The following is a 15486-nucleotide window of genomic DNA, read 5'->3' on the forward strand; positions in this document are numbered from 1 at the left end:
GTTTCGGCTGGTTCAGCCAGTTCGGTGGACGCGGCCGGTTCGGTGTGTTCTGTCATTTCGGTCGTTCCTCGTCCTTGCCGGCGTCGTCCTTGCCGGCGTCGTCGGATCCGGCGCCGCGGGCCACGGCCGCGGACACCTCCCGCTGCCGGACGGCAAGCTCCAGCGCGGCGATGTCGTCGGCGATCCGCTCGTCCTCGGCGGAGGTCTCGGCTCCGTCGACCCGGCTGAACCCGAGAACGCCCAGCTCGCGCAGGGCTTCCCGCATCCTGGGCCCGAACAGGTTGATGTCCTTCAACGTCGGGACGATCCGGGTGAACAGCCGGCGGCGGAACTCGCGCTGGCCGGGTGAGCGGTTGGCCAGCGCGACGCACTCGTCGGCGCCGTAGTCGAGGTTGCGCCACATGTCCTCGCCGGCGAACCGGTCCCTGAGCACCCAGCACGCCTCGACCGCGAAATCCTCGCGTTCACGCAGCTCTGCGGTGCTGAGCTGGCTGTAGTAGTCACGCAGGGCCAGCCGCCCGAACGCGACGTGGCGCGCCTCGTCCTGCAGCACGTAGGCGTTGAGCGCCCGCGCCAGCGGGTCGCGCATCCGGTCCCGCTGGATGCTGAACGACGCCAGCGCCAGACCCTCGATCATCACCTGCATGCCGAGGTAGGTGATGTCCCAGCGGCTGTCACCGATGGTCGTCTCAAGCAGGCCGCGCAGCCCGGCGGAGATCGGGTAGTGCACCTTGATCTTGTCATGCAGCATGCGCTGGTACGCCTCGACGTGCCTGGCCTCGTCCATCACCTGGGTGGCGGCGTAGAACTTCGAGGCGATGTCCGGCACGGTCTGGACGACCTTCGCCGCGCACACCAGCGCGCCCTGCTCGCCGTGCAGGAACTGGGAGTAGAGCCAGCCCGCCAGGTGCCGGCGGACGGTGATCCGCTCCGCCTCCGGCAGACGCTCCCACAGCGGCGTGCCGGCGATCCAGATGAACGTGTCGGGCAGGCCGAGCGGGTTGTCCGGGTCGACGTCATGGTCCCAGTCCAGCCGCGTCTCGGCGTCCCACTGGCGCTGCTTGCCACGGGAGTACAGGCTCAGCATCTGCTCGGCGCCGGCGTCGTAGTCCCAGGTGAACAGCGCGTCCCCGCCGAGCGGGACGGCCCAGCTGCCGGCCGGCGCCCGGTTGCCGGCCGGCGCCCGGTTGCCGGCTGACTCCGCCGTCGCGTCTGACTTCATGACCGCTCTCTTCAGCTCTTTCCAGGGCTCTTCGGGGCTCTTCGGGGCTCAGGTGACGGCGGCGCGCCGACGCAACCGGTGAAGCTGGTGCAGGCGTGCGGACACGGCGCCGAAGGCCCACGCCGGGGCGGGCGTGCCGGCCGGCCGCAGGAACAGCGCGGCGGACTCGGCCACGGCGCACGGCAGCAGACGGTTGAACCGGCTGCCCCGGCAGGCCGCCCGGAACTGCCCCCCGCCGTCACGGCCGTGCTCGGCCGCGAGGTGGGCGAACACCGGGTCCAGTGCGCGCCACCGGCCGTCGAGGTGGACCTCGCACCAGCCGTGGTCGTTGCCGACGAGACCGAGCAGGAAGCCGCGGCGGGCCCGCGCCCGGAACCCCTCGGCCCGCAGCCGGTCGGCGAGGACCCGCCCCGCCACGACGCAGTCGGCGACGCCCAGCTCCCAGGACCGCCGGTGGTCGGCGCGCAGCGGTTCGGCGATCGCCTGGTAACGCACCGCGCCGGTGTCCAGGGCGTCGAGGACGTCGTCGAACGCCGCGCGGATCCGGCGGTCGGTGACGTCGTAGTACTCGCCGGTGAGCCGGACGCGCACCTGGTACGGACTGCTCTGATGACCTTCGGTGACGATCGGCAGCGGCAGGCCACCGGCCGGGCCACCGGTCGAGCCGCCGGTCGGGCCGTCGGCCGAGCTGCTGGTCGGGCCGTCGGCCGGGCCGTCGGTCGGGCTGTCGGTCGGGCTGTCGGCCGAGCTGTCGGCCGAGCTGCCGGTCGGGCTGCCGGTCGGGCTGCCGGTCGGGCTGCCGGTCGGGCTGCCGGTCGGGCTGCCGGTCGGGCCGTCGGCCAGGAGTTCGACGCCCTCGGCGCCCAGGTCCGGGACCGCCACATGGAAGGTCTCGTCGCTGGCCGCCCGGTGTACCGCGACCGTCCAGTCCGCGGGGGCGAACCAGTCGTCGGGCTCGGCCGCCACGAACCGCATGAGCAGCCGCCTGGCCAGCTCGGGCACGGTGGCGCCGGTGCCCGAGTGCAGCCCCGCGTTGGCGACGTCGGTGTAGTCGAGCAGGCCGTCGACCTGCCGCAGGCCGAGGGCGGCGACCCCGGCCTCGTCGGTGCGCAGCACGGTGGCCGCGTCGGCGAGGGTGGTGTCGAAGACCGCCAGATCCGGCGGGGTCGGCTCGAAGCGGCGGCTCACCCGAGGCCCCTGACGAGTCACATGAGCTCCTGGACGAGCGCGGCGAGGTCACGTGCGGTGACCGCCTCGAACGGGACGTCGTCGGGGATCGTCACCCCCAGAACATCCTCAAGATCCACCACCACGCTGAGGATCACCACCGACTCGATCCTCGGCAGCAGGTGCATGGGGAGATCGAGGTCGATGTCGGCCTTGTCCATCTGCAGCCGGTTGGCCAGGGCGGTGGCCACCGCGTCCTCGACGGTCCGCGTACTCATGAGGCGTCCTTCACGGGTCTTCTGGTAGCCCTTACGGCTTTCCGGTGGCCTCTGCCGTGCTCCGGTAGAGGGCCCTGGCGGCGTGGCGGCGCACCTTGCCGGAGCTGGTGCGCGGGATGGAGCGGACGGGCACGGGATGCACGGACGCCACCGCGGGGCCGAGCTCGGCGGCGATGGCCGCCTCGACGGCGTTCACCAGGACGGTGGCCGCCGCGCCTGCGAGCGGCGTCTCGACCAACACCGCGATGTGCTCGACGTCGCCGTCCCCGGCCTGCAGGGCGGCGCAGACCCGGACGTCGAAGCCCTGGACGCGACGCGCGATCTGTTCGACGTCCTCGGCGTAGTAGTTCTGGCCGCGGATGACCGCCATGTCCTTCAGGCGTCCGACCACGAACAGCTCGTCCTCGGCCTCGAAGCCGAGGTCGCCGGTACGCAGCCAGCCGTCGGCGGTGAAGGGCTGCCGCTCGGCGGGCAGCCCGAGGTAGCCGCCCATCACGGCCGCGCCGCGGACCTGTATCTCGCCGACCCGCCCGGGGGCCGGGGCGTCGACCCGGACGGCGATGCCCGGCGCCGCCGTGCCGCAGGAGACGACCTGGCGGGCGCACGCGGCACCCGGGGTGACATGGACGGCCCGGTCGCCCGGCGCGAGGGCGAACCGGTCGACGCTGAGGTGCCACGGCCGCTCCGCCAGCGCCGCCAGGCTGATGACGAGCGTGGCCTCGGCCATGCCGTAGGACGGCAGCATCGCCTCGGGCCGGAACCCGCAGGGGCCGAACACCCGGTTGAACGCCTCCAGCGTCGACCACTGCACGGGCTCGGAGCCGTTGCAGGCCAGCCGCCAGCCGGACAGGTCGAGCCCGTCGGGAACCCCGTCGGCCTCGACCGTGTCGACCAGGCGCTGGTAGGCGAAGTTGGGCATGGGCAGCACGGTGGCGCCGGACGCCGCCGCGGCGGCCAGCCAGCCACGGGTGTCGCGGATGAAGTCGGTGGTGCGCCAGAGATGGACCGAGCACCCCCTGGCCAGGTGCGCGAGCGTGCCGAACAGGCTCATGTCGTGGAACAGCGGCGACCAGATGCCGATCTCGTCGGCGTCGGTCAGGCCCAGGCCGCCGTCGATGGCGGCCAGGCCGGCCAGGACGTTGTCGGCGGTCAGCGCGACACCCTTGGGTGCCGAGGTGCTCCCGGACGTGTACTGGATCACCGCGAACTCGTCGGCCGGGTTCTCGTCGACGGAGTTCTCATCAGCCGTCTCAGCCGTCTCAGCCGTCTCAGCCGGCCCGGCCGGGTCGGGCACCCGCGTGATGTCGACCAGCCGGGCGCCCGGCGGTGCCGCGAGCCGGCTGAGCAGGCGCGCGCTCTGCTCGTCCACCAGCAGGGCCGTCAGCCCGGCGTCCTCGACGACGCGGCGCAGGTGCCGCTGGTAGCCCTCGCCGCCCCCGAACGCCACGGGCAGCGCGACGGGCACCGCGGCGGCCCCGGTCCGGAAGCAGGCGAGCAGCCCGCGCAGCCAGGGCTCGCCGTTGGCCATCAGGATGCCGACGCGCCGCTGGCCGGCGATCAGCGTCGCCGTCCGCTCGGCGTCGGCCAGCAGGCGCGTGACGGGTACGGACCGTCCCTCGGACGGCAGGTGCAGCGCCGTCCGAGGACGGGCGTTGGTGCTCACCGCGGCCCAGAGCGCGTTCACCGGGTCTCCTCCCTGGATGCGTCCACGAGCCGCCGTGGGCAGCCGCCGTGGGGGTCAGGGGTCATGGCCGGCCTCAGCCCGTCAGCTCGTTGATGAGCGAGGTGTCGTGCTCGGCCCGGCGGAAGCGGGGGTGGTCGAGGACACCGCGCAGGAACGCGGCGGTGGTCACCACGTGCGGGCCACGCAGCCGCAGCTCGTCGAGCGCCCGGTCCATCCGCGCCAGTGCCTGCTCCCGGTCGGGCGCCCAGACGACGAGCTTGGCCAGCAGCGAGTCGTACAGCGCGGGGACCTGGTAGCCGGCGAAGACGTGGGTGTCGACGCGGACGAACGGGCCACCGGGCAGCGCGAACTCGCTGACCACCCCCGGGGTGGGCACGAAGCCGGCCGCCGGGTCCTCGGCGTTGATCCGGCACTCGATCGCCACCCCGCGCGGGACGACGTCGGCCTGCCCGAAGCCGAGCGGCTCACCGGCGGCGACCCGCAGCTGCTCGCGGACCAGGTCCGTCCCGGTGACCATCTCGGTGACCGGGTGCTCCACCTGGAGGCGGCAGTTGACCTCCATGAAGTAGAACCGGCCGTCGCCGTCCACCAGGAACTCGAACGTGCCCGCTCCCACGTACCCGGCCGCCCGCGCCCCCTGGACGGCCGCCTCGCACATCCGCTCCACGGTCCGCGCGGGCAGCCGCGGCGCGGGGGTCTCCTCCACGAGCTTCTGGTGCCGGCGCTGCAACGAGCAGTCGCGCGCGCCCAGGTGGACGACGTTGCCGTGGGCGTCGGCAAGGATCTGCACCTCGACGTGCCGCGCGGAGGCCAGGTAGCGCTCCACGTACAGCCGGCCGTCGCGGAACACCGTCTGGGCGCTGGCGCGGGTCTGGCCGTAGGCCCGCAGGAACGCGTCGGGCTCGTGCACCACGCTCATCCCGCGCCCGCCGCCGCCGGCCACCGCCTTGATGATGACCGGGTAGCCGATCCCGGCGGCGAACTCCGCGGCCTCGTCGGCGTGCTCGAGCGCGTCCCGGCTGCCCGGCAGGAGCGGCAGCCCCGCGTCCGACATGATCGAACGGGCGCTCGCCTTGTCGCCGAGACGGCTCATCACCGATGCCGGTGGGCCGACGAAGGTGATGCCCTCCTCCTCGCACACCTCGGCGAAGTCCGGGTTCTCCGAGAGAAATCCGTAGCCGGGGTGGATGGCGTCGGCGCCCCAGCCGCGTGCCGCCTCGATGACGGCGGGGATGTTGAGGTAGCTGGCCTTGGCCGGGCCGGGGCCGATCTGCACCGACTCGTCGGCGAACCGGACGACCGCCGAGTCACGGTCGGCTGCGGAGTGGACCGCCAGCGTGGCCAGCCCGAGCTCGCGGCAGGTGCGGGCGACCCGCAGCGCGATCTCGCCACGGTTGGCGATCAGCACCTTTTTGATCATCGGCCCGGGCCCGCCCGGTCGGCGTCGCCGGTGGCCACCGTCAGCAGGGGCTGGCCGTGCTCGACCGGGGTGCCGTCGGCCACCAGGATCTCCAGCACCCGGCCGGACGCGTCCGCCTCCACCGGGATCATCAGCTTCATCGCCTCGATGATCGCCACCTGCTGGCCGCGGGCGATCAGATCACCCACGGTGACGAACGGCTTGGCCCCGGGCTCGGGAGCCTGGTAGAACACGCCCACGGTGGCGGCACGCAGGATGTGCGCGTCGGCGTCCGCCGCGGCCGACCCGGCCACCGGCGATGCCGGCCCGGCCTGCTGTTGGACAGGCCCGGTGCTGGCCCCCGGCACCGGTCGCACCGGCACCGGCGGCGCTGCCGGTGCGACCAGCTCGGTGGACGCCGGCGGCGCCGCATCCGGCCAGGCGATCTCGATGAAGACCTCGCCGGCCGCCGCCCGCACCCGGCTGGGCACCCGGGACGTCTGCGCGCTCAGGGCGAGCAGATGATCGCGGAGTACTGTCATGATCTCGTCGAGCTCGCCGGCGCCGGGCACCGCCGTCCGCACCGGCGGGACCCCGTTGACCTGGACCGGGCTCATCAGGCGCTTTCCTTCTCGTCAAGACCGTCCCGGTCGCGGCCGCGCTGGTCACGGCCGTCCCGGTCGTCATCGGCACCGTGGCCGCCGACACCGGCCCGGTCGAGGTCACGGTCGAGGTCACGGTCGAGATCCCGATCAAGCTCATGGTCGAGCTCGCGGTCGTCGTCGAGTGCGGTGAGCGTGTCGGCGCCGAAACGGCGGAACCGCGCCCGGCGGCCGGTGACGAGGGTCATCTGGTCCCGCGGCAGCAGCCGCGCCAACGTGCTGGTCAGCGCGTCGCGCAGGGCGTGCGCCGCGAGCAGGTGGTCGCTGTCGGCGCCCCCCTCGGGCTCGGGCACCACACCGTCGACGATCCCGCCGCGCAGCAGCTCGCGGGCGTCCACCCGCAGTGCCGCCGCGGCCTTCGGCCCGGCGGCGGCGTCCTTCCACAGGATTGCGGCGCACCCTTCCGGACTGATCACCGAGTAGACGGCGTTGGCGCACATCAGGACGCGGTCGGCGATCGCGAGCGCGAGCGCGCCGCCGCTGCCGCCCTCGCCGGTCACCACCGCCACCACCGGGACGGGCAGGCCCGCCATCAGCCGCAGGTTCTCGGCGATCGCGACCGACTGCCCGTTGCGCTCGGCGTCGATGCCGGGGAAGGCGCCCGCGGTGTCGATCAGGGTGATCACCGGCAGCCCGAGCTTGGCGGCCAGCCGCATCGCCCGGGCGGCCTTGCGGTAGCCGGCCGGCGACGGCATCCCATAGTTGCGCGCGGACAGCTCGGCCGCGCTGTGCCCCTTCTGCGTGCCGATCACGACGACCGGTGTGCCCTCGAGGCGGCCGAGCCCGCAGACCATCGCCGGGCAGTCCTCCGACATGCGGTCACCGTGCAGCTCCGCCCAGTCCTCGATCATCAGGGCGATGTAGTCCAGGGTCGTCGGCCGGCCGAGCCGGCGGGCCAGCCGCACCGACTCCCACTGCTCCCGCGCGGGCAGCCGCTCCGGGTCGACGATCAGCGTGTCGCCCTCCGAGGGCCGCGGCACGGGCGGCCGCGCGGCCGACGGCTGGGACGCCGATGGGCGAGACACCGACGGCCGGGACGGTGCGGGCCGCGGCGCGGGCACGGCCGTGCGCGCCGCCCGGCGGCTGCCCACGGTCAGCAGCCGGGCCAGGGTGGCGCGCAGCTCGGCCCGCGGCCGGATCATGTCGACGACGCCGTGCCGCAGCAGGAACTCCGCGGTCTGGAACCCCGCCGGCAGGGTCTGCCGGATGGTCTGCTGGATCACCCGCGGGCCGGCGAACCCCAGCCGCGCGCCCGGCTCGGCGATGATGATGTCCGGCAGCGTCGCGAAGGACGCGGCCACCCCGCCGAAGGTCGGGTCGGTGATCAGCGCCAGGGTGAGGATCCCCGCCTCGTCGAGCTGCCCGAGGGCCTGGCTGGTCTTGGCCATCTGCATCAGGGACAGCACGCCCTCCTGCATGCGCGCCCCACCGGAGGCGGTCACCAGCAGCAGCGGTGTGCGTTCCCGCAGCGCGGTCTCGGCCGTCCGGGTGACGGCCTCGCCGACCGCGGCGCCGAGGCTGCCCCCCATGAACCGGAAGTCCATGGCCGCCACGACCACCGGGTTGCCGTCGATGCGGCCGCGGGCGCTGACGACCGCCTCGGCCAGGCCGGTGGCGGCCCGCGCGTCGCGCAGCCGGTCGGCGTAGGGGCGGCTGTCGACGAACCCCAGCGGGTCACTGTCGGCGACGACGGTGTCCACCAGCGCCACGGACCCGGGATCCAGCAGTGTCGTGAGCCGTTCGACGGCGGTCAGCGGGGCATGCCAGCCGCACTCCGGGCAGACCCGCAGGGACCGGACGAACCTCTTCGCGTAGATGATCGCCCGGCATCCGCCACAGACCAGCCAGGAGGTCTCCCGGGCCGCCGTGCCGTCCCTGCCGTCCCTGTCACTCGTGCCGTCCGCCTGCCTGGGCAGGGTGACTGTCATGATTGCTCCCACCGGTCAGAGTCCCGCTGCCGCGTCGGTCCGCGGCGGGGACGGGATGTATGTGGCGCAGCGCGCGGGCAGGCGCACCCCCGCGGACCGCAGGTGGCCGACCCGGCTGGTGAAGGCGGCGCCGCGCATGATCTGCGCGGCGATGTCGGCCACCCGCCGGTTCTCCACCGGGGCCAGGTAGGTGCCGGCGGCCCAGGTGTTGAACGCGCCCATCGCCGGCCCGCACCAGATCTGGTAGTCCGTGGCCCGGCCCGGCTCCCCCGCGATGCTCCAGCCCGAGGACAGGCCGAGGTACCAGCGGAAGACCAGCGCCATCCGCCGCTTCGGGCTGTCGGCGGCGCGGGCGATCTGGTCGGGGTCACGTTCGGTGAAGAACCGCACGGTGTCCGCCCAGACGTCGTCCAACGGCCGCTGGAAGATCTTGCTTTCCAGGGCGTCCCGCTCGGCGGCCGGGATCGCCTCGATGCCGTCGTGGGCCCGGTAGACCTCGTACAGCCGCCGGGCCCGGCTCGCGAACATCGTCCCGCGTCGCAGGACCTGGACCTCGACGCCCATCTCGAACATGTCCGCGGACGGGGCCATGGCGCAGTCGGCCGTGCCCGCGCCGGCCAGCAGCCGCTTCGTCGCCGGCGACTGGGACGCCTCCACCGACGCCTGGTTGACCGACCCGGTCACCACGTAGGCCGCGCCGAGGGCGAACGCCGCCGCGGCGGCGGCCGGCGTCCCGATCCCGCCGGCCGCGCCGACCCGGACCTGCCAGGGCTGGCCCGACCCGGCCAGCTCACGCCGCAGCCGGTCACGCAGGGCGATGATCTCGGGGAGCAGGACGGTCAGTGGCCGGCGGTCGGTGTGGCCGCCGGAGTCCGCCTCGACGGTGACGTCGTCCGCCACCGGCACCCCCCGGGCGAGCTCGGCCTGCTCGGCGGTGACCAGACCGGCCTGAAGCAGCCCGCGGACGACCGGCTCGGGCGCCGGACGCAGGAAGCGCTCGGCGACCTCGGCCCGGGAGATCTTGGCGACCAGCCGGTTGCCGGCCCGCACCCGGCCGGAGGCCGCCCGGGACAGCCCGGCCAGCCGGTAGCGCACCACCTGCGGAGTCAGGTCGAGGAACGCCGACGCCTCCACGCAGCGCACCTGGTGGCGCAGGCACAGGTCGACCACGTCGCGTTCCATGGCCAGCTCGTTCGGGCTGTGGATGAGGTTGCAGGCGAACCCCGCGCCGGCGGGCACCCGCCGGCCGATCGTCGCCAGCGCCTCGTCGACGCGGGCCGGCAGCACCCCGGCCGCGCCGAAGGAGGCCAGGAAACCCGCCCCGGCCAGCGCCACGACCAGCTCCGCCGACGCGATCCCGTTGGCCATCGCCCCGGCCATGTACGGGTGGCGGACGCCGTGGTCGCGGGGGAAGTCCGGCGATCCCAGCCGCTCGGGCGGCGCCGGCGGCACCGCCGCGAGCACCTGTATGCCGGGGCCGAGCAGCCGCTCGTCGTTGGTGGCCGCGATCCCCCGGGCGTCCCGGACGACGAAGGCCGGCCGCTCCAGGGTGGCGAGCACGTCGTAGATCTCGTCCGCGCCGCGCGCGAGACCGGGCGCGCGGTCGGTCTCGCGGTCGGCGGCACGGCCGGTGACGCCGTGGCCGGCGTCCGCCGGCCGGCTGGGCGCGGCCGGGCCGGCCTGGGCGGTCACCATTGCGGGGCTCCTTCGTCGCGTAGCTCGACGGCCACATCGGTCAGTTCGTAGATGCGCATGGTCGGCTTCCACACGCTCGCGTCCGCCACCACCCGCACCCGGCCGGGCCGCCGCTCGACGGACTTGACGTGCACTTCGAGGGTGCTCTCGCTGTCCGTCGACAGGAACTGGCCGCGGTACTTCCAGATCATCGGCAGCCCGACCGGCAGGACGAACCCGGGCCGGGCGAAGCCCGCCGCGTGGCCGCCGTCGACGAGCCACTCCTGGATCGCCTGGATCACCGCCTCCACCCCGAGCGAGCCGGGGATGACCGGGTCCAGGACGAAGTGCCGGGCGAAGAACCAGTCGTGCGGGTCGATGGGGCGGGCCGCCCGCAGGTAGCCCTGCCCGTACCGGCCGCCGCCGTCGACGACCTCGACGTCGTCGAGCAGCGCGAGATGGCCCCGCGAGCACAGCGGCGCCGACGGATCGGCCCGGCGGGCGGCGACGTCGATGGTCCGCACCGGCGGGCGGGGCCGCTGCTCGTCCAGCCAGGTCGGCACGAGCCGGCCGGCGTCGAGCCCGCTCTGGCGGGCCAGCGCCGCCTCGTTGAAGTAGCCGAACATCGACTCGCCCTCGTAGACGGGCTCGTCGTCCACCGAGAAGCGGTAGGAGAACTCCTGCAGCACCGACCCGGGCATGGGGGTGGTGGACAGCAGCGTCGAGTGCTGCCGGAGCGTCCTGTCCCGCAGGTCCACCTCGCGCAGCAGCGTGGCGCTGCCGCCGAGGTTGCGCAGGCTGTGCTCCCCGCCCAGGTCGGTGAGGGTGGCACCCAGGTAGTAGCCGAGGACGAGCGCCGACTGCAGCGAGGTCTCCATGTAGACGCAGTTCGGCATCGACGCGTTGGCCGTGTCCTGGTAGTACCAGGAGTCGGCCGGCGAGTCGTACTCGGTCTGGTGGGTGGCGCCCCCGCGCAGGCTCTCCCGCTTCCCCCGCTCCCCCTGGACGGCGACGATCCGGTCGACCAGGCGCAGGCCGCCGTCGGGCAGCCGGGTCGCCCGGATGCCGCGGTAGCCGGAGAACTCCGGCCCCAGGGCGATGCCCGGATCCCCCTTGGAGCAGTGGGCCATGTGGAACTCGTTGAGCAGCACCGGCTCGCCGAGGCTGTTCCGGCGCCCGAGGAAGCGCGCCACGGTGCCACCGGCCTGCGGTCCGACCGGGACACCCGGCTTCTCCTGGACACCCAGCGTCACCCCCCGCACCCGGGCAACGACCTCACCGCTGGCGCGGAACTCGGCGTCGACGGACAGCCACGGCCGCGGGACGAGGTCGACACCGGTGACCTCCAGGGCCAACTCGACACCGGTGTCCGGCGTCGGCCCGAGGACCTCGACCTGATAGCGGTCCGGCCCGCCCGGCACGCCCGGCACGCCCGGCACGCCCGGCACGCCACGGACGAAGGTGGCGTCGGCGAAGCCCAGGTGCAGGCCCAGGTACAGGGCGAACACCTCGGCGGCCTGCGCGGCCGCCTCGCCGAGGAGCACGGCCCGCTCCCCCGCCGGTGTGACCTCTGCCTGGACGCCCCGCTCCGGCCCGGCCTGCCCCGGTACGCCCTGGGCCCGGGCCGCCTCGACCAGCCCGGTAGCCGCCGTCAGGCCCGCGGCCACGGCGCCCGGCCGCAGCCCGGCGCGCAGCGCTCCGTGGCCCCAGGCGCCGCCGCGCACGTCCAGGCCGTCCACCCAGCTCAGCAGCGGCCCGGGGGCCCCGGTCCGCGGCAGCGCCAGGCGGACCGCCGGGTTGGCGCCGTCCTGGTCGTAGGCGGCACCGAACACGCTCGCAATCGCCCCCTCGGTGAGACGGGCGAGATCGTCGGCGTCCAGCCGGCGCCGGTCGCTGCGCGCGAGCGGTTTGAACGCCGCCTCCGCGGACACCCGGATGGGCGCGGGTGCCACGGACGGCCGCGACAACACGCTCGGCCGCCCGCCGGCCACCTCGAACACCTCGGCGGCGACCGGAGCCGGGGCCGGGGCCGAGGCCGCGTCATCCTGGTGGGGACCCCCCTGCGCGCCCCGCGGGAGAACACTCTCCCGGGCAGCGGGCAGGGCTGGCCGGGCCGGGCCCGCCTGGCCGCCGGACACCGCCGGAGCGGGCGCCGGGCTCGCCGGGTCCGCCGGGCTCGCCGAGTCCGCCTGGTATGCCGAGTCCGCCTGGTATGCCGAGTTCACCGGCTGCCCGGACGCCGCGAGCGCCGCGAGCACCCGGTTCTGCACGCTCGCCTGGGCGCGCAGGGCGCTGGCGTGCGCGGCCACCACGACAGCCCGCACCTGCCGGGCGATCGAGGCCGCATGCTCGGCCGGTTCCCGCTCGCCGACGGGCACCACGGGAGAACCGCCGGGGACGGGTGGCCGGCGGGTGAAGCCGGTCCCGTCCGTGCTCCCGCCGGCCGACAGCGGCGAAGGCCCGGGCGGGCCGCCGAGACCGCTCTCACCCACAGTCACCGCAGCCGGCTCCGGGGACGGCTGGGCCGGGCCGGCAGGGCCGCCTCCGCCAGCGTCCCCGCCGGCCGGGCCGGGCGAAAGACCGGGTGCGCCGGTCGGGCCAGCCGCGCCAGCCCCGCCATCCCGGGCGGTGCCAGCCGACCACCGGGTGGGGTCAAAGGGCTCACCGTCGAACTCCAGGGCGTCGATCTCCAGGGCGTCGACGTCCACCACCTGGGACGCCACCTGCTCCGCTGTCATCGCCTGTCCTCCGTCGGTCTGGTCGAACCGGCTCGTGCGGGACGGACGGGGCCGGGGTGCGTCAGCGGCCGTACGGTCACGCCCCCTCCCCCGGCAGCCACCACCGCACGGCCGCGGCGAACTTCGCGGCCATGTCGGGAGTCCCGATCATCGACACGTCGCGCAGGCGCTGGAGCACACGCCCGCCGGGGCCACTGGCGGTCACCGTGACCGTGATGGAGGACGCGGCCCGCCGGACGTCGTCCAGGACGACGACGAACGGCTCCCCGTCCGGCAGCGGGGCGAAGTACTCCCAGCGCTCGACGGCCAGCGGCAGGCAGGCCAGGCCCGTCAGCCACCGGCCCAGCACCGACGGGCCGTGCAGCAGGATGTCGGCGAGCACCGGGCTGTGCAGTGCGCCGGCGAACGCCCCGTCGGCGATGGCCTGGTCGGCCAGCCGGCACTCCAGCACGACCCGGTCGTCCCGGCGCCGCAGGATGCGGCGGATGCCCTGCAGGGCCGGGCCGTGGAACAGGGTGCCCCCGGTGTAGATCTCCACACCGTCCTCGGGGCCGCTGCCCACCGCCTCCGCCGGCGGGGCGACCGGCGCGGCGGGCGGAGCCTCGGCCAGCACGAACGTGCCGACATAGTGCGAGACAGGCCGGCTGTTGCCAGCTCCGCCGCCGCTGCCGCTGCCGCCGGCGCCGGCGCTCGCGGAGCGGACGGCGGCCCGCACCGTCAGCCGGCCGTCCCGGGCCTCGGCCAGCGGCACCTCGACCTGGTACGCGCGGCTGTGCACGCCGTCGAACACGATCCCCTTGTGCACCTCGAAGCCGCTGGCCTCGATCACCTGGAGCCCTGGGTGGGCGCGTTCGAGCACGTTGACCAGCCAGCCGAGCCCGAACGTGGCGGGCAGGACGGGAAAGGCGTCGATGCGGTGCGCCTGGAGCACCTCGGTGTCCTCGATGCCGGTCAGCTCGCGCCCGGCCGTGAAGGCCCGGCCGGGACGCGGGCCACTACCGTCGGTGAGCGCCTTGCGCTGGCCGACCAGCACGCACACGTCGTCGACGCGCTCGGGGCCGAACTGCTCCACGAACAGCCGCGCGCCCGTCTCGGGTGCCAGCAGCTCGACGCCGCGGGCGTGGAAGAGCTCCCGCAGATCGGCGGCGACCATCCCGCCGTCCCAGGCGCCCCAGTCGATGGCGGTGACGTGACGCTCGGGACGCTCCCGCTTCAGGCTGGCCGCGACCCGGCACAGCGCCTCGTTCGCGGCGGCGTAGTCGGCCTGGCCGGCGTTGCCGAACAGCCCGGCCACCGAGGTGAACAGGACGACGTGGCGGACCGGCGCGCCGTCGAGCGCGTCCAGGACGTTGCGCAGGCCGGCGAGCTTCGGGGTGAAGACCCGGCGGACGTCGTCGGGCGTCTTGGTGCGCACGAGCCCGTCCGCGAGGGTTCCCGCGCCGTGCACCACGCCCGTGACCCGGTCGCGGTGCGCCGCGAGCGCGTCCTGCACGGCGGCGGCGTCGCCGACGTCCACCTGCAGGTAGCTGGCCGCCGGGACGGATCCGCTCCCGGCCAGGGCGTCGAGCGTCGCGCGGATCTCACGCTGGGCCTGGATGTCGCGCAGGACGGCGTCGACCTGCCGCGGCGTCGGCGGCCTGCCGCCACCGGCCCCCAGGGCGGCGATCGCCGCGCGCTTGAGGCCGTCGTCGGCCACGCCCACGGCCCAGTCCGGCTCCGCGGTGAGCGCCGTGCGCCCGAGCAGCAGGAACTCCACCTGGCCGTGCTCACCGAGCGCCCGCACACAGGACGCCGTGACCCCTCGCGCCCCGCCCGTCACCACGAACACGTCGCCAGCGCCGACCGTGGGCACCGACGGCACCGCACCGCCCGTGCCGGCCGCGTCTGCGCCAGCCGCGGTGGACGCGCCGGCCGCGGTGGACGCCCGCGGCGACCCGTACGGCGCGGGGATCACGGTCCACCGGCGGCGGGCGGCGTCGACCCCCACCTCCAGGGTGTCCGTGGCCGCGTCCGCGATCTCGTCCAGCAGGACGGCGAGCGCGTCGTCGTCGCCGAGCACCGGGTCGATGTCGAGCGCGCGGGAGAAGATCGACGGTTCCTCGTGGGCGAGCGTCTTGACCACGCCGCCGACCCCGCCGAGCAGCGCTTCGGCGGCCTGGCGCCCACCGCGGTGACCGAGGCCGCCGTCGAGGCGGGTGACGGTCACGAAGGCGGCCCGGTCACCGGAGCGGGCGGCCGTGGCCAGCGGCACGCTGGCGTGCTTGGCCACCAGCACGGCGTCGGCAAGCTGCCGGACGCTGTCGTCCCAGGCGTCCTGCCGGGCGCTGTCGTCCCTGGTGCTGTCGCTCCCCCCGAGAACGGTGAGGAAGAGGTCGATCCTGCCGGTCGCGCCCAGCGCGCCGGTGACCGCCTCGGAGAGCCGGCGCTCGACGGCCTCGCCGTCCCATGCGGTCAGGCCGGATGGCCGGTCCCCGCCGGAGGCCGGCAGGCTCACCCGTGTCACCGTCCAGCCGGCCCGCTCGAGACCCGCCGCGAACGCCTCGCCTGCCCGTTCTTCGGAGCGGACGACGACGGCTACCGGGCCGGCCGGGTAGGGCTGTTCGATCCGGTCGACCGGGGGCAGCCCGACGAGCTCGACGGGGTGCCGCGCGGCCCGCTCGGCGGGCGGGGCCTGTTCCTCGGCGGACGGGGCCGCGGGCGTCTCCGTGGCGGCTGCCTGTGCCGGGGCAGGCGC

At 75.0% G+C, this 15486-nt stretch carries 10 protein-coding genes; all 10 read right to left on the reverse strand.

Annotated elements, in window-relative coordinates:
* Positions 1-52: 52 nt before the first annotated feature.
* On the reverse strand, positions 53-1222 hold the full coding sequence (locus tag AC5LSR_RS15920; protein ID WP_250285206.1) for a ferritin-like domain-containing protein: 1170 nt from the start codon (positions 1220-1222) through the stop codon (positions 53-55).
* A gap of 48 nt (positions 1223-1270) precedes the next feature.
* The gene (locus tag AC5LSR_RS15925) at positions 1271-2410 is read right to left on the reverse strand and encodes a transglutaminase (protein WP_250285207.1); all 1140 of its coding nucleotides are present in this window, start codon (positions 2408-2410) and stop codon (positions 1271-1273) included.
* Positions 2411-2427: 17 nt separating this feature from the next.
* On the reverse strand, positions 2428-2667 hold the full coding sequence (locus AC5LSR_RS15930) for an acyl carrier protein (protein ID WP_250285208.1): 240 nt from the start codon (positions 2665-2667) through the stop codon (positions 2428-2430).
* A 31-nt stretch (positions 2668-2698) separates the two neighbouring features.
* A complete protein-coding gene (locus tag AC5LSR_RS15935; RefSeq protein WP_493468631.1) occupies positions 2699-4351 on the reverse strand; it encodes an AMP-binding protein in 1653 nt (550 codons plus the stop codon).
* Between the two features lie 73 nt (positions 4352-4424).
* Positions 4425-5771, reverse strand: a complete 1347-nt coding sequence (locus AC5LSR_RS15940) for an acetyl-CoA carboxylase biotin carboxylase subunit (RefSeq protein WP_493465223.1) — start codon at positions 5769-5771, stop codon at positions 4425-4427.
* Positions 5768-6367 (reverse strand): acetyl-CoA carboxylase biotin carboxyl carrier protein, encoded by a 600-nt coding sequence (locus AC5LSR_RS15945; protein ID WP_250286717.1) that lies wholly within the window; start codon positions 6365-6367, stop codon positions 5768-5770. The genes AC5LSR_RS15940 and AC5LSR_RS15945 overlap by 4 nt, the downstream gene beginning before the upstream one ends.
* On the reverse strand, positions 6367-8340 hold the full coding sequence (gene accD, locus AC5LSR_RS15950) for an acetyl-CoA carboxylase, carboxyltransferase subunit beta (protein WP_250286720.1): 1974 nt from the start codon (positions 8338-8340) through the stop codon (positions 6367-6369). Before accD ends, AC5LSR_RS15945 begins: the two co-directional genes overlap by 1 nt.
* Before the next feature lie 15 nt (positions 8341-8355).
* A complete protein-coding gene (locus AC5LSR_RS15955) occupies positions 8356-10035 on the reverse strand; it encodes a PfaD family polyunsaturated fatty acid/polyketide biosynthesis protein (protein WP_250286721.1) in 1680 nt (559 codons plus the stop codon).
* Complete coding sequence (locus AC5LSR_RS15960) at positions 10029-12752, reverse strand: hotdog family protein (RefSeq protein ID WP_493468632.1); 2724 nt, start codon at positions 12750-12752, stop codon at positions 10029-10031. The genes AC5LSR_RS15955 and AC5LSR_RS15960 overlap by 7 nt, the downstream gene beginning before the upstream one ends.
* 76 nt (positions 12753-12828) lie before the next feature.
* On the reverse strand, positions 12829-15486 hold a 2658-nt coding region (locus AC5LSR_RS15965), incomplete at its 5' end, for an SDR family NAD(P)-dependent oxidoreductase (protein ID WP_250287363.1).

The organism is Protofrankia sp. CiP1_Cm_nod4 (genome assembly GCF_982290645.1).

What these genes read in the sequence shown, in the direction of transcription:
- AC5LSR_RS15930 (WP_250285208.1), bottom strand. Translation starts at nt 2,667, where the DNA reads ATGAGTACGCGGACCGTCGAGGACGCGGTGGCCACCGCCCTGGCCAAC.
- AC5LSR_RS15940 (WP_493465223.1), bottom strand. Translation starts at nt 5,771, where the DNA reads ATGATCAAAAAGGTGCTGATCGCCAACCGTGGCGAGATCGCGCTGCGG.
- AC5LSR_RS15945 (WP_250286717.1), bottom strand. Translation starts at nt 6,367, where the DNA reads ATGAGCCCGGTCCAGGTCAACGGGGTCCCGCCGGTGCGGACGGCGGTG.
- AC5LSR_RS15960 (WP_493468632.1), bottom strand. Translation starts at nt 12,752, where the DNA reads ATGACAGCGGAGCAGGTGGCGTCCCAGGTGGTGGACGTCGACGCCCTG.
- AC5LSR_RS15955 (WP_250286721.1), bottom strand. Translation starts at nt 10,035, where the DNA reads ATGGTGACCGCCCAGGCCGGCCCGGCCGCGCCCAGCCGGCCGGCGGAC.
- accD (WP_250286720.1), bottom strand. Translation starts at nt 8,340, where the DNA reads ATGACAGTCACCCTGCCCAGGCAGGCGGACGGCACGAGTGACAGGGAC.
- AC5LSR_RS15920 (WP_250285206.1), bottom strand. Translation starts at nt 1,222, where the DNA reads ATGAAGTCAGACGCGACGGCGGAGTCAGCCGGCAACCGGGCGCCGGCC.